A 21,338-nucleotide genomic window follows, 5' to 3' on the forward strand; every position below is an offset into this window, starting at 1 on the left:
TCGTCGGACAGGTCAGCGAATACCTCGCCTGACTCATCGGATCACGTGGAGAGCCGGATGCTCGGCCAACGGGCACGTCCGGTTCGGCGGGCGGGGACGGGAAAACCGACACCCGAAACGGTGCACGGCGTCCCGTCTCCGACCCGACACCTGCCGCTGGACCGCACCGACGCCAACCTCGTCTTCCAGGTCATCTCGAAAAGGTATGAAACCGGGACGATCTTGCTGACCAGCAACAAGGCTTTCAGTGAGTGGGGAAGCGTATTCGGAGACGACGTCCTGGCCACCGCGATCTTGGACAGGCTCCTGCATCACTGCGAGGTCGTGTCCATCAACGGGCCGAGCTACCGCCTGAAGAACCGGCTTACCACTATCAAGGGAGGTTCAGAGGTGGCATGATCGACTCGGCCGAACTCGGGACGTGAGGTCGTACGCGACTCGCCAGATGAGGTCGTACCCGGACAGCATGGCCCGCCTGGACGCGCTTGCCGCTCACGGAACCCGAAGCGGCCCTGCCGAAGCCGGCTCGACCTTCACCTGACCGGCCACAACCTGATCCAGTAAACAGCTCCTGCGGCCCGACCGTAGGCCGTGGCCAGCGAAGAGCAGGCCAGCGCCAGATGGCGAGCGCGGCGCCCAGGTGCGCGCCATGGGCGGACGCAGACTCTGTCCCGCCTCGCCGGCGAAAACCAGCCGCGCCTGCTGTTCAGCCACTGTCGCTTTGATCCGCGGCCATATATCGGCCACCCACTGCTCGATCACCTCCTCATCGCGCCCAACAGCCTGGTGCACCTGCACCTGCGGGCTCCGGCCCCATCCGATGCAGCAGATACGACACCCTTGGCATGGCCCAGGGTGGGTATGCGCGGCAAGATCGCCGTGTTGAAGGAGGCGCTGTGCCGCTTCCGCGCCAACCACCACGCCGTGCTGTTGCGCATGATGCCAGCCAACAGCGCCCTGCTCAGCGAACAGACGCGGGTCTACAACGGCCAATTCTGCTCCCACGGATGGGCAGGCCAGGCCGTCCACGGCCCACTCATATCCGAGGGTCTGGTGACATCCACAGGGGTGAAGCTCACAGGAAGAGTAAGAAGGGCGCGCTGGAAGGGCCCGAGCCTCCATTGCAGCTGGTCGGGGTCTATGGCCATCTCCAAGTCCGGAACACGGTCGAGAAGACGTTCGATGGCGACCGAGGCGATCAGGCGGGATGGATCCTTGGCGGGACAGGCGTGCGGACCGGCGCTGAAGGCCAGGTGCGCCCGGTTGCCTGAGGTGCCACCCGGCTTTGCCACGGAGGGGTCGGTATTGGCGGCAGCGTAGCTGATGACCACCGGTTCGCCTTGCCGAAGAAGAATCCCCGCCAGGTCGACGTCTTGCACAGGAAAGTGCACGCCGAAATTCGCCATGGGAGGGTCCAGCCACAAGATTTCATCGAGTGCGGCGTCGATGGGCAGACGCCCGCCGATCAGACCAGCGGCGAATCGGTCATCGGAGAGCAGCAGTCGCACTCCGTTGGCGATGAGGTTCTGCAGCGGAGCTATGCCTGCCGAAAGCAGCAAGGTGCACTGGTGGATCATCTCGTCGTCGGTCAAACCCGCGGGATGGGACATCAACCATGACGTCACGTCAGACCCAGGTCGATGCCGCTTGGCCGTAATGAGGCGGACCATGTACCGGCCCAGCTCCGCATCTGAGTCCTTGGCCCGGCCGCCGCCTTCGATGAGCCGGGCCATGGTCAGGACCAGGTGATCACCATGAGAGTCGGGCAGACCGAACAGTTCGTTGAACACCAGTAGTGGCAACGCCGATGCGTAGCCGCTGATCAGCTCCACCTCGCCCTTGGTCTCGAACCGCTCGATGAGCCTGTCGGCATTTCGGCTGACAAGAGCCCGCAGAGAGTGAGGATCGATTCGGTCGAGGCTGTCGGTTACCGCTTGGCGCAGCCGGACATGGGCAGCGCCGTCAGCGAACAGGCAGTTGGGCCGGTAACCCATCATCGGCACGAGCGGGCTGTCCGATGGGACCTCACCCTCTGCGAGGGCTCGCCACCTGCGAGGATCCTTGGCGAACAGGCGCGGGCTACGTAGTACCCAGAGCGCGGCCTGGTAGCTGGTAACCAGCATGGCGCGAACCCCAGGGGCGAGTTCGACGGGCGCGGCAGGTCCATGACGGCGTAGGCGGGCATAGATACCTGCGGGATCAGCGGCGAATTCTGGCCCATGCAACGCGATCGTGTGTCCGTGGCCGAGCGAAGGTTGAGTCATCACACCAGTTCCCTAGCCATGCGCGCATACAGGTACTCCACCAGGGCGATGAGAGCGGAGGTAGCCGAACCGCGGTCGCGGGCGTCGCAAAGGACCATCGGTGTCTCATCGAGAAGGTCGAGGGCGTCACGCAGATCGTTCTGGCTGAAGTTGGGCGCGCCGTCGAAGTGGTTGATCGCGACCGCGTATGGAAGGCCTTGCTCTTCGACCATGTCCATGATCGGAAAGGATTGAGCGAGCCGGCGCGTATCGGCGATGACAAGCGCTCCGAGGGCTCCGTAAGCCATGTCGTGCCACAGGCGCTGGAATCGCTGCTGGCCGGGCACACCGAACAAGTACAGGACCAGTCGGGGATTGAGTGTGATCCGCCCGAAATCCATGGCGACGGTGGTGGTGTTCTTGTCCGTGATACCGCTCAGATCGTCGAGGTCCGATCCTGCCGTTGTTATGGCCTCTTCGGTGCGCAACGGCTCGATCTCCGACAATGTGCCGATCAAGGTGGTCTTGCCGACAGCGAAGTGGCCCACCACCAATATCTTGACAGCGGCCTGAACCGTGTCGCGGAGATAGGCGTCCTCGTCAGGCCAGCGCGCGGAGTCCATCGAGCACCTCCTGGAGTAGGGCGGCGCTGCCGCGTTCCGCTGTCGGCGCGGGTGGACGCGTGATGACGTGTCCCGTGTCGATGAGATCTGCGAGAAGCACCTTCGCGACACTGACTGGCAGCATGAGGTGCCCCGCAACCTCAGCGACTGAAAGCGTCCCAGCTCGGCACAGTGCCAGCATCCGGCGCTTCTCGGGGTTGAGCACGGATGTCGGCGGCTCCCTGGTGGCCATCACCAGGGTAACGACGTCAAGTGTGTTGCGGGTGGGCTGGGAGCGTCCCTCGGTAACGACGTAGGGCCTGACTAACCCGCCTTCATTCCTGGGCCGGATCATGAGATTAACCCGGGGGTGCGGGGCGGAACGGTCAGTTCCTTGCCCAGCCTGTCCACCATTTTGTGCATCCGGTAGGTCATGATCTCGAGGTCGATTTCCTCGCTCCCGGATACGGCCAGATAGGCGCCGGGGCCCGCGGCGATGACGAAGACGTAGCCGTCGGCGAACTCGACCAGCGTCTGCCGCCACGAGGTCGGCTTGTCAGTGCAGAACTCCTCTGTGCTCCGACTGAGCGACTGCAGCCCGGCGAGCGCGGCTGCGTGCCTTTCCGCTTTGTCCCGGCTGATGCGACTTGAGTGGGCGCGCAGCAGTCCGTCGGCACTGAGGAGGATGGCGTGATGAGCTCCTGGAACGGACAGGACATCATCCAGCATCCAGCTAAGCTTGTCGTTCATTCCTCACCATGCTCTTCCTGATCGAGTGGGGCAGAAGCGCGGCCGGCGCGGCTCCCTCGCTGGAACGCGCCCATCCTGGCGGCTGCCGAGCGCGCCGAAGGGGCCGGGAGCGACTGTGGGGTGGACTCCTCGTTCGCCGCGATGCTACTGCTGGCGCTGGGACGACGACGACGCCTGGGCAGTCCTCCCTGGACCGGTATCTCGACCAAGGGAGCGGACACGTCATCGTGTGGCGCCGTAGCAGTTGGCAGAAGCATCGGCGGTGACTCGGCGATCTCCGCCGGGGTCAGGAGCGCATGTGGAAGAAACACGACCGCGCGCACACCGCCGTAGGGAGACTGCGAGTCAACCGAGACGGAGAGGCCGTAGCGTTTGGAGAGAACACCGATGACTGGGAACCCGAACTTCGGCGGGTCGCCGAGTCGGCTGACGTCCACCGCCGTATTGCCAGAGAGCAGGAGACGCGCCTGCTGCGTCTCCTGCGGGTGCATCCCCACGCCACCGTCGTCGATCACGATGACTGCGCCATTGTGTACTTGCTGGATGTTCACCTCAACCTTGGTCGTGGGGTGGGAGTGCCGAGCAGCGTTGTCCAAGAGTTCTGCCACCACCAGGACAACCGGCTCGACAACCCGGCCGGTCAGTTCCATCTGCAACTGACAGCGGACCGTGACGCGTAGGTAGTCGCGAATTCTCGATGTGGCCCCGCGCACGACGTCTTCCAGACTCGAGGCGGCTCGTTGCCGTCCCGGCCAAGCACCACACAAGACGGCGATGACCTGGGCGCGGCGGCCGAATTGCGCGTTGCTGTGATCGATGTCCATCAGATCGTGCAGGACCTGGGGATCGTGATGCCGTTCCTGCATGGCGGAGATCGACAGTTGCTGCTCGCTGGCCAAGGCCTGGAGCGCGCGCATCGCCGCCATCAGCGTCGCTCGCGCCGACTTGTTCGCATGGCCATGGGCTTCGGCGATTCCCCGGGCGTACTGCTGCGCCACGACCTCCAGGCTGTGCTGGACATCCGATCCGGCCAACACGTCATCCCAGGACTTGGTGGAGCTTGGGTGCGGGAGCACACCCTGGCCCAATGCTGGGAGCCGGACCTGCGCAAGGTGTCTGATCGCCTCAGTCTGGGTTTGGATTCGGCCCGCAAGTGCGAAGTTCTGCCGCTGCAGGGCATCGGCGGCATGTCGTTGGCGGACAGCCAGCGCCACAGCCACGGGCGCGCAGGCCGCTATGCACCAAATCAGGATTCCTAGTGGGGACGATGGCATCAGATCCTCACATCCATGTCCAACAGAGCGGGAACGAAGAAAGCAGCGCGGAACTGTCAGCGGATCCGCCTCCAGGGCAGGGCAATCGGTACCCATGGAAGCCAAAATCTACCGTCGCATCTCACGCCATGGCGCCATCGCGTCAACTGCGGAGGGATTTATGCACATTTCGTTATGTGAGTCCTCTTAAGCGCATTGCCCGATCATGCAACGTCCAGCCGGAACGCTGGGACGGGACTGAAATCGTCACCACCTCGCTCCAACTGATCCTCTCGCAGCTGCTGGAGCGCCGGCCTCATGCGAGCAGTCCTTGGCGATTCATGAAGTTGTGCATTTTTCCTGCGAAAAATGGCCGAATATCGACTTGCAAGTGCTTGAGCCGCCGCCATGGCATATGAACCATGGCATGCTGGACCTGCTCGTTCACGTTCGATGCTCTCTAGCGGTAGTCCGTTGAATCAAGGTGGCGTGTAGAGGTAGAGGCCTTGACCTGCGGTGACAGCGTCGATCATCGCCTGGAGTTCAGGTGGTGGGGGCGCGGTGGACCAGGCTTTCCACCAGCGTGACAGCGCGATGGCCGGGGTCAGCCAGCTGCGGATGGCGCGCAGCGTGTGGGGCCAGCTGGGTGCCGATGAGGCGGGTAAGGATGAGAGGTGTGGATGGGATCGGGCCTGACCGCCCCCTCTCGAGCTCGGTGTCAGACGCTGGTCCAGGTGGGGCGGAATCTGAGGTTGAGTCGCTGAACCAGGTTGTCCAGCAGAAGCTGAACGCGCAGTGCACCAGGCTCTGGTGGCGGCGGATGGCGATGTCGGAGCGGACTTGGAAGTCGGCCCAGCCGAGTTCGTCCTTGATCTGTTTGTAGCCCTGCTCCACCCAGTGCCGCAGGCCGTAGAGGCGCACGATCTCGGCCAGGCCGGCGGGTGGATGCGGGCTGTCGCCGCCGCAGACGGGGTCGTGCGGGCCGCCGGGGCGGGGCAGGTTGGTGGCCAGGTACCAGGTGGCCTTGTCCGGCAGGGTGGCCGGATCGGTGGTGGCGACCACCAGCCGGGTGAGCCGGTCAGGTCCCCAAAAGCCCAGCGAAGCCTCGGCTGCCCACCACATCTCGGTGTGTCCGTCTCGGAAACGGCGCTGGACCGGCTGCCAGTCGCCGGGCTTCTCCGGCCCGCTCCACCTCAGACGGGCGGCGGCGTCGCGGGGGGTGTGCGCATCGGGGCCGTAGGCCCAGGTGCCACGCTTGGGGCGGACCGCCACCACCCAGCCCGTGCCCGCCTGGCGCAGCTCGCCCCGGAAATCGTCCAGGTCGCCGTAGGCGCAGTCGGCCACCACCGCACGGAAGGCCACCCCGGCCGCCACCGCCTGGCCGGCCAACTCGACGGCGATCCGCCACTTGGTCCGAAACGCCGGGTCGTACTTGCCCCGGGCGAAATGATGAGCCGGAGTGTAGGGCCGGGCATGCAGCGGATAGTAGATCCGCTCATCGGCCCACAGCGTGCTCACCGTGACAATGCCGTTGTCGGTCTTGCCGAGGCGGCCCAGCCACTGGCGGCCCACATGCGCGGTGGCCCTTCCGTCCTTACGATCCCCGCTGTCATCGATCACCAGCGCCCCATCCGGATGGGGCGCGGTCGCAGCCTCGGCCAGCAGCAACTCCAGCCGCCGAGCATTGACCCGCTCGGGATCCCAGCACGACTCGGACAGGAAATACTGCACCCGCTGCGCTGCCGCGCTCTTGGACCCGGCCACCGGTTCGGCCCCGGCCAACGCCGCAGCCGTCTTGTTCCGCTCCCGCGGCGCCAGTAACCCCGTCACATACTCACGGAACCCGCGCCGCTGCCCCAGATGCGTGAACAGACCATCGAACCTGGCCGCGTACCCCTCCAGCGCCCCTGGCGCGGCCGGAACCGGTTTGGGCTTGGTCATCGCCTGGCTCCCTCCTCGGAAGCCCCCGCGACACCATCCTGCCCAGCCACAATCTTGATCTAACGGACTACCGGTACGTATGGGGCATCGAGGACCGGCCGCGGTAGAGATTCACCTGACGGAAGCTGAGCGGGCTCGGCTGATCGGCATGTCGGTGGAATCGTCGAGGCCGGCTATCCGGGCGAAGATCGTGTTGGCGTGCGCGGTGCCGGGAGCCGGCAATGCGCAGGTGTCGCGGGAACTCGGGATAGCCGTGGGCACGGTGCGAAAGTGGCGTGCGGCTTTTGCCCGGGACGGGCTGGACGCCTTGATGGATGAGGTCCGGACCGGGCGGCCCAAGGCGGAGTTGACGATCACCGATCACGAGCGGGCGGTGTTGCAGCGATGGGCGCGAAGGAGCAAGTCCGCGCAGGTCCTGGCGATGCGCTCGAAGATCGTGCTGGGCTGCGCGGACGGCAAGGACAACCAGCAGATCGCCGCTGAGCTGCGGGTGCACCCCGACACGGTCTCCAAGTGGCGTCATCGGTTCCTGCGGTTAGGGCTGGACGGGCTGATCGATGAGCAGCGTCCGGGCCGGCCGCCGTCGATCACCTTGGATCAGGTCGAACAGGTGGTGGTGGCGACCTTGGAGGAGACGCCGAAGAACGCCACGCACTGGTCACGGGCCTCGATGGCCAAGCGCAGCGGGCTGAGCAAGTCGACGATCGGGCGGATCTGGCGGGACTTCGGGCTCAAGCCGCACCAGGCCGACACCGTCAAGCTGTCGAGGGATCCGTTGTTCGTGGAGAAGGTCGTGGACGTGGTCGGGCTGTATCACGACCCGCCCGAGCGGGCGGTGGTGTTGTGCGTGGACGACAAATCGCAGATCCAGGCCTTGGACCGGTCTCAGCCGGTGCCGGCGATGATGCCGGGCATGCCCGAGCGGCGCACCCACGACTACGTCCGCAACGGGATCACCAGCCTGTTCGCCGCCTTCAACGTCGCCGGCGGCAGCGTCATCGGCGAGTTGCACCGTCAGCACCGCGCCGCCGAGTTCAAGAAGTTCCTGATCACGATCGACCAGACGGTCCCGGCCGAGCTGGACGTCCACCTGATCTGCGACAACCACGGCACCCACAAGACCCCGGCGATCAAAGCCTGGCTGGTCCGCCATCCCCGCTTCCACATGCATTTCACGCCGACCGGCTCTTCGTGGATCAACCAGGTCGAGCGCTGGTTCGGCTATCTGACCGACCAGCTGATCCGCCGCGGAGTCCACAAGAGCGTCCAAGCGCTGGAGAAAGACATCCGCGACTGGATGGATCAGTGGAACGACGATCCCAAGCCGTTCGTCTGGACCAAGACCGCCGAAGAGATCCTCGAATCCCTCGCTAAATATTGCCGACGAATTTCAGGCGCATGACACTAGTACGGCGGCCGCTATTCGTTGGTTGACCTGGAGATAGGCGGTGGTCAGGCGGGTTCGGTGATGGAACCAGAGGGCGCGGGCTTGATGGCGACGTCGCCAGGTCGACCAGTGGAGGGTGTGTTACAGCGTCGGTGGATGTCCGGGGACGGCGTTGAAAGGCGCTTGATCTCGGCGACCGTCAGTGGGATCAGGCCGGGTCGGCAGGCGGTGCTTGGTCGGGATGGGTGGGGTGGCCGGTCTGGGTGTCGGTTCCATGCCGGGCTGCGGCGGCGGTGACTGCGCAGACGGCCAGGGCGGCCATGATCAGCACGAGGTGCCGTAGTAGTGCCTCATGGAGACGGGCCTGGGATTCGTCCAGGCCGAACAGGTCCTTGCCGGCTTGGAAGCTCTCCTTTACCGGCCGTCTCAACCCGGCAGCGGCGATGAGGCGGGCCAGGGTGGCCGGCTGACCGGCTGGCCGGTAGCAGTAGGGAAAGGCCAGTTCGCCGGTGGCGGCGCGTAACTCCGCGGTGGCGTAGGCGGCATCGGCCAGGATGTGCAGCTGGCCGCGCTCGTGAGCGAGCAGGCCGGGGGCGACGGCGGCCTCGTGATAGGCGGCGCCGGCGCCGGACCGCAGGGCGACGGCGGTGAACAGGCCGGTTTCTGGCTCGACGGCCAGGTGGGCCTTGTAGCCGTCGTCACGCTGCTGCTGGGTCTTGTGGATGTGGCGCGCCTCGGCATCGACGGTGGAGATGATCCGGTCAGGTGCGGTGCGGCGGGCGATCCGCCACCGTCCGTCGGTGCTGTCAGAGTCGTCGGCCGATTCGACGTCCTGACCGGCGATGAGGGCCAGCAGGCCGACCGCGTGCTCGGCGGCCTCGTCCAGGTCCTGACCGGCCAGGTGGTCGAGCAGGGCGAGCGCGTCGGTGACCAGCCCGCTCACCAGGGCGTTCCTGGCTTCCTCATCATCCCAGGCGATCTTCGGCTGTCCCGGGTCGGTGTAGTCGCAGGCGCGACAGTGCGCCGCCACCAGCGCTCGCGCCCGGCACCTGACGGGCCACCCGGCGGATCGCGGCGATCAGCTGGGTAATGGTGTCCTGGGTGGCGACCGCATCCAGCAGCACCGCCGAATCCAGCGCCCGCCGAGCCCGGCCGGCCAGCACCCCGGTCTGCTCCACCACGGTGCGCACGGCCGCAAAGATCCGGTCCGGGTCTGATGAGCGGGCCAGCCGACGCCGAAAGTAGGTCAGCAACGACGGATCAAACCCCTGGTCATACAGGCCCAGCCCGCAGGCGGGCTTCCACCGCAGATCTAACCGCAGCGCTCCGACCGCCTCCTCATCCGACAGCCCATGCAGTGCTTGCAGCACCACGACTGTGGCCAGCAGCCCCGGAGGCACCGACGGCCGCCCGTTGACCGGCGCGTACATGTCCGCGAACGCCTGCGGCGGGAACAACGCCTGCCGGTGTTCGGCCAGGAACGCTAACACGCTCCCGGCCGGGATCATCTCCTGGCACACGACCCCCACCTCAGGCCCCGGCCGGAACCCTCCGACGACCCATCATGAACCGAGTCTGAATCCCGAAACTCCCCCTGGCCAGACCCTCAAGATCTTCAGAACATTCCTAGTAGTACTTTGTTAGTTCGTTAGGGTGGGCGCTGATGGCAGGTTGGGCAGCGTCCGTTCCAGGTGGCTAACAACACCTGGAGAACGGCCAAGATCTTGTATAAGGTCAGCCCGCGCCGCCCACTTCTGGGCTGGTCAACCGCAGTTCGGTGAGGAACAGGTGGGCCGCCGAGACCAAGGTGATATGCCGATGCCAGCCGTTCCAGGAGCGCCCCTCGAAGTGGGTCAGCCCCAGGCCGGTCTTGAGCTCGCGATAGTCGTGCTCGATCCGCCAGCGGATCTTGGCCAGGCGGACCAAGTCCCGCAGCCGGATGCCGGCCGGCAGGGTGGACAGCCAGTAGCCGGTGGGCTCGCTCTCGCCGGGAGGCCATTCGGCCAGAAGCCAGCATTCAGGCAGATGCCCGTCACCATCACGGGGAATGTCACTGTTGGCGGGTCGTACCCGCAGCACCAAGAAGCGTGAGCGCATCGTGGCGGCCGGGTTGTCCTTGCTGGTTTTGGTGCCCTGCCGCCAGCTCACCCGGCGCAGGCGACGCCGTCCGGCGGCCAGGGCCAGCTCGCGCAGGCTGGACGGAGCACTGCGGTACTTGGCCACCGGGCGACGGCCGTTGCCGGACCAGGGCACCGTCTCGGGCACGACATCGGCGGCATACGCGCTGGTCCCACCCTTGACCGCGACCACATACGACAGGCCACGCCCGGTCAAGCCCAGCCGCAGCGCGGTCACATCGCCATAGCCGGAGTCGGTCACCACCAGCGGTGGTACCAGTCCCCAGGCGGCCAGTTCGTCGAGCATCTCCAGAGCCTGCCGCCACTTGGGACGGTGACGCTGCTCCTCGGGGACGTGGCATCGCCGTCGCCGCTCGGCGATCGCCGCGGCTTCACTCTTGTCCTCGGTGAGCGCGTCGTCCCAGCGTTGCGGCAGGAACAGCCGCCAGTTCAACGCGGCCGAGCAGGCATCGGTGACCGCATGCACGCTGACCGCGATCTGGCAGTTGGTCACCTTCCCCGCGGTCCCGGTGTACTGCCGGGCCACCCCAGGCGAGGCGTCACCGTCCTTCACATGCCCGGTGTCATCCAGCACCCACGCCTGCGGCGCCACCACCTTGACCGCACGCTGCGCCAGACATCGCCGTACCGCCACGTAATCCCAGGTCGAGGAGGTGATGAACTGCTGCAGCCGCTGATGATCCACCCTCAGCCGCTCCGCCATCGGCACCATCGACTTGCACCGCCCGTCCAGCATCAGCCCTCGCAGGTACAACCCGCCGTTGGACCGCTGCTCCCGACGCGCGAAGGAGGTGAACACCTCACCCGCGTAGTCCTCAAGACGGCCACGGACATCGGCCAGCTCCGCCGGAGTCATGCCACGACCGTCTCACAAGGACACGAACTAACAAAGTACTACTAGGGTCTGTACAAAGCGACTGGTCGGAGGCTTCGGATCCACGAGGCGGCTCCGCGTAGGTGCAAGTCAGGAGAAGATAGGTTCCGGATAGTGGGACAGGCCCGGCCAACAGCCAGGTCACGTTCACGGACGTGGTGTACGAATCGATCTTCGGATCTTCAGACCTCTCGTGAGGGCACCCTCGCGACCATGCCGAAGACGCCGGGTTCCGCCGGGCCGGGGATAGGGTCGAAGTCGTCCTCAGGATGCCAGCCTTGCACCGGGACGATGCCCGGGGCCAAGAGCTCCAAGCCCTCCAGCCAGGCGGCCATTTCCGCGCGGGTGCGGCCGACAACCGCTCCCTGCCGGGTGCGGCCGTACAGCTCGCGACCCTTTTCGACTAGATCTCCGGTCAGCTCGCCGGGATGGCCGTGAGAGATGGCCAGATGGCTGCCGGGCACCAGAGGGTGACGGAGTTCGGCGACGATCCGGCTCGCCTCCTGGTCGTCGGGGATGAAGTGCAGGATGGCCAGCAGCAGCACTCCTACCGGCTGGGTAAAGTCGAGGTGACCTTGCACCGTGGGGTGGTTGAGGAGAGCGACCGGGTCGCGGAGGTCGGCTGGGGCGACCACGGTGCCGGGGTTGTTGGCGAGCAGGGCACGGGCGTGGACAAGCACCACGGGATCGTTGTCGACATAGACCACCCGTGAATCTGGCGCCGCGCGCTGAGCAACCTGATGAACGTTTTCCTGCGTCGGCAGCCCCGCTCCGAGATCAAGGAACTGCCGCACACCCGCCTCGACGAGAGCGCGTACGGCCCGACTCAGAAAGGCCCGATTGGCCCGGGCATTCTGGCGCGCATTCGGCACGGACTTGAGAACGGCCTCAGCGGCTTCGCGATCGGCAGCGAAGTGATCCTTACCACCCAGCAAATAGTCGTAGATGCGTGCCGCGCTCGGCACGCTCGGGTCAACGCCCGGTAGGTCCATGGACGAAGGTTAATGGATCACGCCGCCTTGCTGGCAATTTAGTCAACGGCTTGGAATCGGCCCGTGGCCGCCACCTGACACCCGCTCAGGCCCCAGCAGGCTCATGCAGTGATCATCATCTGCCATAGGTCCGGAACCCGGCCTCGTGGTCGGCGTCCTGCTCGTCGCCGGCCTTCTCGCCCCGCTCGTCGCGGCCGACCAGCTCGTCGGCCTCCCCGAGCTGGGTCTGTCCAGGTAGACGGCTCTGGCCCGTAATCGGTGGTGGCGTTGAGTGATCTTCATCGCAGCAGGATGCGGTGGCGCAGAAGGTCGAAGCCGGCACGGCCGTGCATTTGGCGCATGATTCTCTTCGTGCGGGTGTTGATGCCTTCGGTTCGGCCGTTGTGGTGCGGAAGGGTGAGGGCGGCGTTCACGGCGTCGCGATCGAGTTCGATGCCGTTGGCGAAGCCGTGCAGGTGGGGCAGGTCAGCGTCTCGGACGGTGGTGATCCAGGCGGTGAGCTTGGTGTCGTTGTTTTCGGCTGGGGTGAGGAGGGCGGCGAACTCGCGGACCAGGCGGGCAAGGGCGGTCAGTTCGGGACAGGCGGCGGTGAGTTCCTGCACCAGCTGGGTGTTGCTGTCGCGTAGCCGGTCGGGGTGGGTGAGCAGGCGACGGGCCAAGCGGCGTGGGGTGGTGACGGGCCGTTCTCCTTCGGCTCGGCCTTGGGTGATGTAGCGGTAGAGCAGGTTCAGGCTGCCGGTGTAGCCGAGCTGTTTGATCTCGCGGAACAACTGGTCAGCTTCTCGGCCGTAAACGACCGAGCTTGCAGCTCCTCGCCGTCGATGGCGTCGACGGTCTGGTCCGCGTCAGGCAGCGTGACTCACTGCCCAGCCCGCCACACCGCGTGCGGCGATGTTGCGGGCTGCGTTGACGTCGGCGTGCTCAGCGAAGCCGCACGACGTACACGAGAAACAGGCTTGATCGAGCCGGTTCCTGCGGTCCACATGCCCACACGAGGAGCATTGCTGCGAGGTGAAAGCCGGATCGACGTAGATGACGGCGACCCCGGCGCGGGCCGCCTTGTAGCTCAGGAAGCTGCCCAGTTGGTGGAAGCTCCAGGAATGCAGCATGACCCGCTGGGGCTTGCGAAGCCGTACCCGGTCGCGGATGCCCTGGAGGTCTTCCAGAGCGATACCGTTCCCGGTGCGTTCTGCCTCGGTCACGATCTGCTTGGCGATGACATGATTGGTGTTGGCAGCGAACCGCGCTTCGGCCCGGCGCCGTTTTTTCAGCAGCCGCCTGGCGGACTTGGTCTGCTTGGCCTGCAACCGGCGGCGCAACTCGCGCTGGCGGTGGCGGACAGCGTTCAAGCCTTTGCCGCAGTGCCGGCTGCCGGTGCTGGTGGTGGCGATGTTGGCGATGCCCAAGTCCACGCCCAGGTCCACGCCCAGGAAGCCGTCCGGGGCGGTTACCGGCCGGTCGGGGAGGTCACAGGTGGCGATCAGGAACCACATGCCGTCTCGGAAGAGCAGGTCCGATTCGCCCTTGCGGTGCGCCGACAGCATCGTGATCTGGTCGGGCGAGGCGGTGAACGCCATGTTTCTCATTCGGCCCGCCACGGTCCAGATCGATACGGTGCGGACATTGATCTGCCAGGACAGGCACCGGTCGTCGTAGGGCTGGGCCGCATCTGGCCGGAAGGTGATCGGCTTGGATGTGGCGCGGGTCCGGCGTGGTGAGCCTTCCTGTCCCAGGTTCCCGGCCCGCAGGTTGGCGCGCAGGGTGGCGTAGGCGTCGGCGACCTTCTTGATGACGTGCTGCGCGGCCTGGGCGGCCAGTGCGTAGCGGTCCTTGATGTGGGTGTAGGTGCGCTTGCGCAGGTCGTAGTTGCGGAAGGTCTGCTGGTCGTAGGCCTGCGCGGAGACATGGCAGGCGGCGGCGTTGACCGCGCGCAGGGTCGCCTCCAGCGCAGCCGCCTGCTCGGGGGTCGGCAGGAGTCGCACCTGCACCACCAGCTTCACATCGAACACACTATCCTTTGGCCTATGTCACCGCGGTGGGAACCGAACCCCGATATCCGCAGAGGGCGAACCGTCGTCCACGCTCTGCACGCTCATTTGGTCTTCACACCCAGATACCGGCGTGGAGTGTTCACCGACGAACTCCTGCGCCGCTGTGAGGACATCATGATCGAGGTGTGCGACAGCTTCGGCGCCGAGCTGGTCGACTTCAACGGCGAGCACGACCACGTCCACCTGCTGGTTCACTACCCGCCCAAGGTCGCGCTCTCGACCCTGGTCAACTCTCTCAAAGGCGTCTCCGCCCGGCTGCTGCGCAAGGAGTACGACACTCATGTCCGCCGCTATCTCTGGGGCGGACATTTCTGGTCTCCCTCGTACTTCGCCGCGTCCTGTGGCGGCGCGCCCTTGTCGATCGTCAAAGAGTACATCGACAACCAGAGACGACCGGGCTGAGCCGCTCACGCAACCAGCAGTCCCGGCACCGCTCGGCCTGGAGGCCCTCCCGCGCTGTCGTTTCCTCCCGGGCGTAAACGCCCGGGGTTCCACGCCAGATTCCGCTGAACTGGCACGGCCGGGTCGGCGGCGCGCCGCTCGCGCAGGTGATCGCGGTAAGGATCGACGAGGGTAGGCCGGTAGCGCGGAGCGCGGCGTAAGGCGTCCGGTTCGCGGGTGCGGGCATAGCGCTTGACGGTGTTGAGAGACAGATTCAGTCGGCGGGCGCACTCCAGCAGGCCGACGCCCTTGTCCAGTAGCTCGTGGATCTGCTGCCAACGCTCGCGGGTGGTCTGTTCGCGCACGCCGGCGGGCCGGGGCGGGTTGACCGTGGCCCAGCAGGCACTGTGAGAACGAACCTCCGCCAGGGTCTTGTCACACAGGTTCGCCCACAGGTGCCACCGGTCGCTGACCTGCACCGCGTTCGGCCAGGCGCGTCGAATCGCCTCGCCGTAGGCGCCCGATCCGTCGCGGCACACGATCTCGACCCCGGGGTGGGAGCGCAGCCAGGCCTCCAGGGCATCGGCACCGCGGCCAGGCAGGACATCGATCCGCTCGCCGGTCTCGGCGTCGGTGAGGATAGTGGCATAACGGTGGCGGCGCTTGAGCGCGAAATCATCGACACCCAGCACGCGCGGGATCCGGGGCGGTGGCAGCGGCAACCGCATGAGCAGGCGCAGTGCCGTGGATCTGGAGACCGCGACGGCCAGGACCGCCGAGAGCCGAGCGCCCGCCCGGCCGGCTAGCTCTGTGACCACTGCGCCCAGTTGTCTGGTGAGCCGGCTGGTTCGACGCCGGTAGCGCTCAAGCAGCCCGGGCACCTGCTCACGAAACGTCTGCCGCGCACATTCCCACGCCGGGCAAAGCAGACGCCGTCCCTGTACCGAGATCACCACCCGCCGCCCGTCGACCGGGACATCGGCTACCGTCCGGCTGTAGTAGCCGTGCACCCGGCCGGTCAGCGTCCCGCACACCGGGCACGGCATCGGCTTATCCCGAGTACGGGTCGTGACCCGAATGAGGTCGTTCTCGCCCGTCACTCCCTCGATGACCAGGGCGGACAGGCCCGCAAACACCACATCCGTCAGATCGTCGATCTTCAGCACGGCCCAGCCTGGCAGCTGATCACCCAGCGCCACCACCGATTACGGGCCAGAGCCCATGCTCCGGTATTGGACTGTTGAAAGGAGCAAGGTTCCCGTCTTCACGGGGCCGTGAGCGTCGCGTGTGACCCCCGCTCTGCGGCTTCCTCAGACGCCTCGGACCGTAGTCTCACCTGCGCTTCGACCGACCAGGGTGCCCGAAGCCGAACGGTCGGCCACGTTCCGGGAACTTCGATGAGCGCCAACTCCGCTTGATCAACAGAAGAACGGGGCTTCAGACAAGGCACCTTCCCGCCTGAAAGGACCACGGGGTTGAGGAACCGGCGGACAGCCGTTATCGATGAGAATGATCAAGGAGTGGTGGAAGATTGGAACGTTCGCTTTGTAACGTGTTGGTCGCTGTGGGTTGATTGTTGGTGGGCTGGGCCTACTTTGCTGGCATGCCTGCGGAATTCCTGTCTGCTGAGCAGAGAGCGGCCTATGCATCGTTCGCCGAGATGCCGTCGCTGTCGGATCTGGAGAAGTTCTTCTTCCTGGACGACTTCGACCGGAACTTGATCGCCCAGTCGAGGGTCAATTCGCATCGGTTGGGTGTTGCCGTTCAGATCGGGACCGTGCGCTACAAGGGGTTGTTCCTGGAGGATCCGCTGGCGGTGCCGTGGCCGGTGGTGGACCATTTGGCCGAGCAACTGGGGGTTGGTGATGCGTCGCAGGTCAAGAAGTACGCGGTTCGTGCGCAGACGGCCTATGACCATGCGTGGGTGATCCGGGACGCCTACGGTTACCACACCTTCGATGACCGCGACAGTTGGACCGGGCGGCAGCTGACGCGCCAGTTCCGGACTTTCCTGCACGGTCGGGCGTGGACGCACGCCGAGGGGCCGGTGGCGTTGTTCGAGCAGTCGGTGGCGTGGCTGCGGCGTCATCGGGTGCTGCTGCCCGGGGTGACCGTGCTGGAGCGGCTGGTGGGCAGCGTGCGGGAACGGGCCGATGCGCGCATGTACGCGGTGGTGGCCAAGCAGGTGCGCCGCGCTGATGCGGTCCTGCCGGGGGCGTTGTCGGGTCTGCTGGTGGTGCCGGAGGGCTCGCGTGTCTCGGAGTTGGAGAAGCTGCGGCAGGCGCCCAGGCGCACCTCGGGTACGGAGATGGTGCGGGCGCTGCAGCGGGTGGACAACCTGGCCGGCTTTGGGCTGGGCCGGGTGAAGGTGTCGAAGGTGCCGGTGCGGCGGATGAAGACCCTGGCCAAGTACGGGGCGGGCAGCAAGGCGCCGGCGCTGGACCGGCTGGTTGAGCCGCGCCGAACGGCGACGCTGCTGGCGGTCACCCGGAGCCTGGAGGCCGAGGCGATCGACGACGCTCTCGACTTGTTCGCGCTGCTGATGGCGACCAGGTTGATCAGCCCGGCCCGCCGCAAGTCCGCCGACGAACGCCTGCGGATGCTGCCCCGGCTGGAGCGGGCCTCCAAGCTGGTGGCCAAGGCCGGCCGCGTGCTGGTCGACCAGCTCGATCTGGTCGACCGCGAGGGCGCCGACCTCGATGTGGCGGCGATGTGGACCGCAGTTGCCGAGATTGCCGGCGCCAGCAAGGAACAGGTCCGCGCGGCGCTGGAGGTGGTGGAGGAGCTGGTCCCTGAGGAGGATGGCGCGGCCGAGGCGGCGATGCGGGCCGTGCTGGTGGAGAAGTACCACACCGTGCGCCCGTTCCTGCGGTTGCTGGGCGAGTCGAAGGCGCTGTCAGCGGCACCGGGTGGGCGCCGGGTGCTGGCCGCGGTACGCCGGTTGCCGGAGCTGTCGCGGCGGCAGGTCAGCAAGAAGCCGCTGCTGCCCAAGGAGATCGACGCTGCGCTGGTGACCGCGTCGTGGAAGCGGACGGTGTATGCCAACCCGGACCTGCCGCAGGGGGCGGTGGATCGTGACGCGTACGTGGTGTGTGTGCTGGAGCACCTGCTGCGGGCTCTGACGATCAGGGATGTGTTCGCCTCGCCGTCGCTGCGCTGGGCCGACCCGCGTGCGCATCTGCTGGCCGGAGCGCAGTGGGAGGCGATTGCCGAGGATGTACTGGCCTCCCTGTCGCTCACGGACCCCGTCCAGAAGCATTTGAACGGCAAGGTCATGGCTCTGGACGCGGCCTGGCGGCAGATGGCCGCCCGGCTGGAGGAGGCGGGCGAGGACGCGCTGGTCTCGGTGGTGACTCCGGCTGGCGGTGGGCGGGCCCGGCTGTCGGTGGAGAAGCTCGGTGGGCTCGGCGAGAGCGAGTCGCTGGCGTGGCTGCGGGCCGTCTGCCAGGCCATGCTGCCCCGTATCGACCTGCCTGAGCTGCTGCTGGAGGTGCATGCCTGGACCGGGTTCCTGGACGCCTACGTGCACTTGGCCGATATCTCCACCCGCATGCACGACCTGCCCAAGACGTTGGTGGCGCTGCTGATCAGCGAGGCCTGCAACGTCGGGTTGACGCCGGTGATCAAGGCCGGGGATGAGGCGCTGACCCGTGGCCGGCTTTCGCACGTGGACCAGAACTATGTGCGTGGCGAGACGCACGCCGCGGCCAACGCGATCCTGGTTGAGCACCAGGGCCGGGTGCCGATCGTCGCGGCGTGGGGCGGCGGGTTGCTGGCGTCGGTGGACGGGCTGCGGTTCGTCGTCCCGGTCAAGACGATCAACGCCGGGCCCTCACCTAAGTACTACGGCTATAAAAGGGGCCTGACCTGGCTTAACGCAGTCAATGATCAAGTGGCGGGGATCGGGCAGATGGTGGTGCCGGGCACTCCCCGCGATTCTCTCTACATCCTGGACTGCTTGATCAACCTGGACGCCGGGCCGAAACCCGAAGTGGTCACGACGGACCAGGCCAGCGACATGGTGTTCGGGATCTTCTCCATGCTCGGCTACCGGTTCGCGCCGCGTTTCGCCGACCTGGGCGACCAGCGGTTCTGGCGCTCCGACCTGCCTGATGGCAGCAACGGCGGGTACGGAGCGCTGGAGGCGATCGCCCGGAACAAGGTGAACATCAAGAAGGTGATCACACAGTGGCCGGACATGGTGCGGGTCGCCGGGTCGCTGGTGACCAACCAGGTACGCGCCTATGACCTGCTGCGCATGTTCGCCCGCCAAGGCCACCCGACCCCGCTGGGGCAGGCGTTCGCCGAGTACGGCCGCATCGACAAGACCTTGCACCTGCTCAGCATGCTGGACCCGATCGATTCCAGCTACCGCCGCAGCCTGGGCAAGCAGCTGTCGGTCCAAGAGTCGAGGCACCGCCTGGCGCGCAAGATCTGCCACGGAAACGCCGGAAAGATCCGGCAGGCATATCGGGAAGGCCAGGAAGATCAACTAGCGGCGTTAGGCCTGGTTCTCAATGCCGTGGTTCTGTGGAATTCGAAGTATCTGTCGGCAATCGTGGATCAGCTGCGTGCCCAGGGTGTGCCGGTCAAGGACGAGGACGTGGCGCGCCTGTCTCCGCTGGGGCATGCCCACCTCAACTGCCTGGGCCGCTACGCGATCGCTTCCTCGGCCCCGGACAAGGGCCTGCGGCCGCTGCAAGCGGCCGCGCTGCCCCAAGACGCAACTGCCCCCGTCGTCCTGGACGAGGACGGGGTCTGAATCCAGCGGCCCGCGCGGCCAGCCGTGGACGCGACACGGATGCCCATTGAAGGACCGCCATCACGGCTGGCTCGCCCCGTGCGGGAGCTCGCCGATCATTCCTTCTGGCTGGCCAGGCCTGCGGTGACGAAGTCGACGAGCAGATCGAGGATCTTGGGATGGAGGGCGGGGGTCGCCGAGGCGTTCGGCGAACATCGGTACCAGTAGCACGCACTGCAGCACACCGATGATCACAGCGGGGTCGGCATCGATCAGCTCTCCCTGCTCCCGCTTGGTGGTGACGAACTCGCTCAACGCGCCCCGGTTGATCCCTGTTCGATTCGGTAAGCCGACGCGGTGATGAGGGCGTCCAGGGCGGCGGCCTTGTCGGCCGCCGCCCTGGACGGGCGCAGCGGTGCGTGGTGACCAGGGAGCCGTGGCAGAGGAGCTCGGAGATCAGGATGTGCCGGCGCCCTTCCAACCTGTGCCGGCCTGGAGCCGGTCACGGGGTTCGCATGCGCCAGATCTGGTTGGCGCGGGGGTTGGCGGGGTCCGAGCAGGTCGCTTGCAGGACGTGAGCGCCGTGGGCGCGGCTGGCGTCCTGGACGTCCAAGCACAGGCCGCTGTGCCGGGCGACGAGCTGGAAGGGATACCCGGTGCCAGGCCACTTCGGTCCCGGCACCTGCCGGAGCTTCCATTGCTGGTTGTAGCCGGGATTCCAGCAGGTGGCCTGCAGGACGTAGGCGCCGTGGGCGCGGCTGGCGTCCTGGACGTCCAGGCACTTGTCGCTGCTGTGCTTGGGGACGAGCTTGAAGTAGTCGTTGATATTTCCCACGATGGTCCACTGCTGGTTGTAGCCGGGATTCCAGCAGGTGGCCTGCAGGACGTGGGCGCCGTGGGCGCGGCTGGCGTCCTGGACGTCCAGGCACTTGTCACTACTGTGTTGGGGGACGAGCTTGTGATAGATCGAGGGCTCCGCCGCGGCCGGGGATGCGGCCAGCGGAGTAACCAGGGTGATTGCGGTGACCAGGAGGAGCAGGCCACGATTCATGGCGTTCATGAGGTTTCCTCCCATTGAGTGGATCTCTTGGCCTTGAACTCGGCTTGAGCGATTCGACGCGCTGGTGGCGTGACCGCGGGCCGGCGGCTGCTTTCAGAGTCGCGATCCCGCCGTCCCTGGTTCCAGAGGCGCCATGTCCCAGCGGGATCAAGGACTTCATGTCCCATGAGGGACATTCGCCCCCGGTCGTGGAAGGGACATCTCGCCTCTGGGCTCCGGGACGCCGGGATGGCGACATTGAGGCTCCCGCTGGAACACTGGAACAAGGGAGAGCCAAATGGACACCCTCGCCCCCTCACCAACCATCAGATCGAGCCGCACCGCCGTCGTCGCCGTGCTTCTCGCCGCTGGCGCCGTCACGGCCGCGGCCAATCTCCTCCTGCGTCCAGTCCCGGCGCTCGACTTCGGCACGTACGCCACGATGCGGGCCGAACGCGACGCGGTGTGGCTGTTCAGCCTGCTGGGAGGGGTGGGCACGGCCGTCGCCTACATCACCGCCGGCCTCGCGGCCTGTCTGCTCGTCCGGCACAAGGGCGCGCCGCTCGCGACGATCGCCGCCGTGCTCACCGGCCTGGCCGGGGTGCTGTTCTGCGCCGGCTTCTTCGCCATCGGCGCTGTCGACTGGTACCTGACGTCCGAAGCGACCGCCGGCCATGCGCTGTTCGACTCCTTCCAGTCCGACTCGGGACGGGTCTTCGGTATCCAGGCGATCGGATTCCTGCTGTCCGTGGTGGGCTTCGTCGTGCTCGGGGCCGCTCTCTGGCGCTCTCGCGCGGTGCCTCGGTGGCTGGCGGCCGCGGTGCCGCTGAGCCAGATCGCGATGATCGCAGCCGGCGCGGGTGTCATCTACGATGTCGTCCACGCGGTCTTCATGGCGACACTGGTCACGATCTCCTGGTTCGCCTGGCGTGGCCGCACCGAGTAA

At 66.5% G+C, this 21,338-nt stretch carries 17 protein-coding genes and 3 pseudogenes; 6 read left to right on the top strand and 14 right to left on the bottom strand.

Annotated elements, in window-relative coordinates; genetic code table 11:
* On the top strand, window positions 1-399 hold a 399-nt coding region (locus B0I32_RS53730; RefSeq protein WP_181308820.1), incomplete at its 5' end, for an ATP-binding protein.
* Window positions 400-980: 581 nt separating this feature from the next.
* Here B0I32_RS53730 and B0I32_RS53735 read toward each other — a convergent pair.
* The 5 genes from B0I32_RS53735 to B0I32_RS53755 form a co-directional block, all read right to left on the bottom strand.
* Window positions 981-2,123, bottom strand: a complete 1,143-nt coding sequence (locus B0I32_RS53735; protein WP_106253036.1) for a cytochrome P450 — start codon at window positions 2,121-2,123, stop codon at window positions 981-983.
* A 140-nt stretch (window positions 2,124-2,263) separates the two neighbouring features.
* Window positions 2,264-2,866 (bottom strand): GTP-binding protein, encoded by a 603-nt coding sequence (locus tag B0I32_RS53740; protein WP_106253037.1) that lies wholly within the window; start codon window positions 2,864-2,866, stop codon window positions 2,264-2,266.
* Window positions 2,844-3,200: a DUF742 domain-containing protein gene (locus B0I32_RS53745; protein ID WP_106253039.1), complete on the bottom strand. Its 357-nt coding sequence runs from the start codon at window positions 3,198-3,200 to the stop codon at window positions 2,844-2,846. Before B0I32_RS53745 ends, B0I32_RS53740 begins: the two co-directional genes overlap by 23 nt.
* A complete protein-coding gene (locus B0I32_RS53750; RefSeq protein WP_106253040.1) occupies window positions 3,197-3,595 on the bottom strand; it encodes a roadblock/LC7 domain-containing protein in 399 nt (132 codons plus the stop codon). The genes B0I32_RS53745 and B0I32_RS53750 overlap by 4 nt, the downstream gene beginning before the upstream one ends.
* The gene (locus B0I32_RS53755; protein WP_219912506.1) at window positions 3,592-4,593 is read right to left on the bottom strand and encodes an ATP-binding protein; all 1,002 of its coding nucleotides are present in this window, start codon (window positions 4,591-4,593) and stop codon (window positions 3,592-3,594) included. The genes B0I32_RS53750 and B0I32_RS53755 overlap by 4 nt, the downstream gene beginning before the upstream one ends.
* A 66-nt stretch (window positions 4,594-4,659) precedes the next feature.
* Here B0I32_RS53755 and B0I32_RS59365 point away from each other — a divergent pair, with 66 nt between their 5' ends.
* Window positions 4,660-4,854, top strand: a complete 195-nt coding sequence (locus B0I32_RS59365; RefSeq protein ID WP_219912507.1) for a hypothetical protein — start codon at window positions 4,660-4,662, stop codon at window positions 4,852-4,854.
* Between the two features lie 310 nt (window positions 4,855-5,164).
* Here the strand turns inward: B0I32_RS59365 and B0I32_RS61295 are convergent, their stop codons facing one another.
* Together B0I32_RS61295 and B0I32_RS53760 are read right to left on the bottom strand one after the other, a co-directional pair.
* On the bottom strand, window positions 5,165-5,296 hold the full coding sequence (locus B0I32_RS61295; RefSeq protein ID WP_281262691.1) for a hypothetical protein: 132 nt from the start codon (window positions 5,294-5,296) through the stop codon (window positions 5,165-5,167).
* Between the two features lie 95 nt (window positions 5,297-5,391).
* Window positions 5,392-6,789, bottom strand: a complete 1,398-nt coding sequence (locus B0I32_RS53760; RefSeq protein WP_219912508.1) for an IS701 family transposase — start codon at window positions 6,787-6,789, stop codon at window positions 5,392-5,394.
* 148 nt (window positions 6,790-6,937) lie between these two features.
* On the opposite strand from B0I32_RS53760, the gene B0I32_RS53765 reads away from it, so the two are divergent.
* Window positions 6,938-8,191, top strand: a complete 1,254-nt coding sequence (locus tag B0I32_RS53765) for an IS630 family transposase (RefSeq protein ID WP_106253042.1) — start codon at window positions 6,938-6,940, stop codon at window positions 8,189-8,191.
* A gap of 499 nt (window positions 8,192-8,690) precedes the next feature.
* On the opposite strand, the pseudogene B0I32_RS60715 reads toward B0I32_RS53765, so the two are convergent.
* The 5 genes and pseudogenes from B0I32_RS60715 to B0I32_RS53795 form a co-directional block, all read right to left on the bottom strand.
* Window positions 8,691-9,684, bottom strand: a pseudogene (locus B0I32_RS60715) (transposase); the annotation flags it as partial.
* Window positions 9,685-9,910: 226 nt separating this feature from the next.
* The gene (locus tag B0I32_RS53780; RefSeq protein ID WP_106253047.1) at window positions 9,911-11,170 is read right to left on the bottom strand and encodes an IS701 family transposase; all 1,260 of its coding nucleotides are present in this window, start codon (window positions 11,168-11,170) and stop codon (window positions 9,911-9,913) included.
* 200 nt (window positions 11,171-11,370) lie between these two features.
* Window positions 11,371-12,180 (bottom strand): SAM-dependent methyltransferase, encoded by an 810-nt coding sequence (locus tag B0I32_RS53785; protein WP_106253049.1) that lies wholly within the window; start codon window positions 12,178-12,180, stop codon window positions 11,371-11,373.
* A 278-nt stretch (window positions 12,181-12,458) separates the two neighbouring features.
* Window positions 12,459-13,019, bottom strand: a pseudogene (locus tag B0I32_RS53790) (transposase); the annotation flags it as partial.
* A gap of 6 nt (window positions 13,020-13,025) precedes the next feature.
* The gene (locus B0I32_RS53795) at window positions 13,026-14,189 is read right to left on the bottom strand and encodes an RNA-guided endonuclease InsQ/TnpB family protein (RefSeq protein ID WP_106253050.1); all 1,164 of its coding nucleotides are present in this window, start codon (window positions 14,187-14,189) and stop codon (window positions 13,026-13,028) included.
* 15 nt (window positions 14,190-14,204) lie between these two features.
* On the opposite strand from B0I32_RS53795, the gene tnpA reads away from it, so the two are divergent.
* Window positions 14,205-14,633, top strand: a complete 429-nt coding sequence (gene tnpA / locus B0I32_RS53800; RefSeq protein WP_106253052.1) for an IS200/IS605 family transposase — start codon at window positions 14,205-14,207, stop codon at window positions 14,631-14,633.
* Between the two features lie 107 nt (window positions 14,634-14,740).
* On the opposite strand, the pseudogene B0I32_RS53805 reads toward tnpA, so the two are convergent.
* A pseudogene (locus tag B0I32_RS53805) lies at window positions 14,741-15,793 on the bottom strand (ISL3 family transposase); the annotation flags it as partial.
* Window positions 15,794-16,215: 422 nt separating this feature from the next.
* On the opposite strand from B0I32_RS53805, the gene B0I32_RS53810 reads away from it, so the two are divergent.
* The gene (locus B0I32_RS53810) at window positions 16,216-19,374 is read left to right on the top strand and encodes a Tn3 family transposase (protein WP_106253053.1); all 3,159 of its coding nucleotides are present in this window, start codon (window positions 16,216-16,218) and stop codon (window positions 19,372-19,374) included.
* A gap of 481 nt (window positions 19,375-19,855) precedes the next feature.
* On the opposite strand, the gene B0I32_RS53815 is transcribed toward B0I32_RS53810, so the two are convergent.
* Window positions 19,856-20,413 (bottom strand): RICIN domain-containing protein, encoded by a 558-nt coding sequence (locus tag B0I32_RS53815; protein WP_181308835.1) that lies wholly within the window; start codon window positions 20,411-20,413, stop codon window positions 19,856-19,858.
* A gap of 277 nt (window positions 20,414-20,690) precedes the next feature.
* Between B0I32_RS53815 and B0I32_RS53820 the strand changes: the two genes are divergently transcribed.
* Window positions 20,691-21,338 (top strand): hypothetical protein, encoded by a 648-nt coding sequence (locus B0I32_RS53820; protein WP_106253056.1) that lies wholly within the window; start codon window positions 20,691-20,693, stop codon window positions 21,336-21,338.

Origin of the sequence: Nonomuraea fuscirosea (genome assembly GCF_003001935.1) — a bacterium.
GTDB lineage: Bacteria > Actinomycetota > Actinomycetes > Streptosporangiales > Streptosporangiaceae > Nonomuraea > Nonomuraea fuscirosea.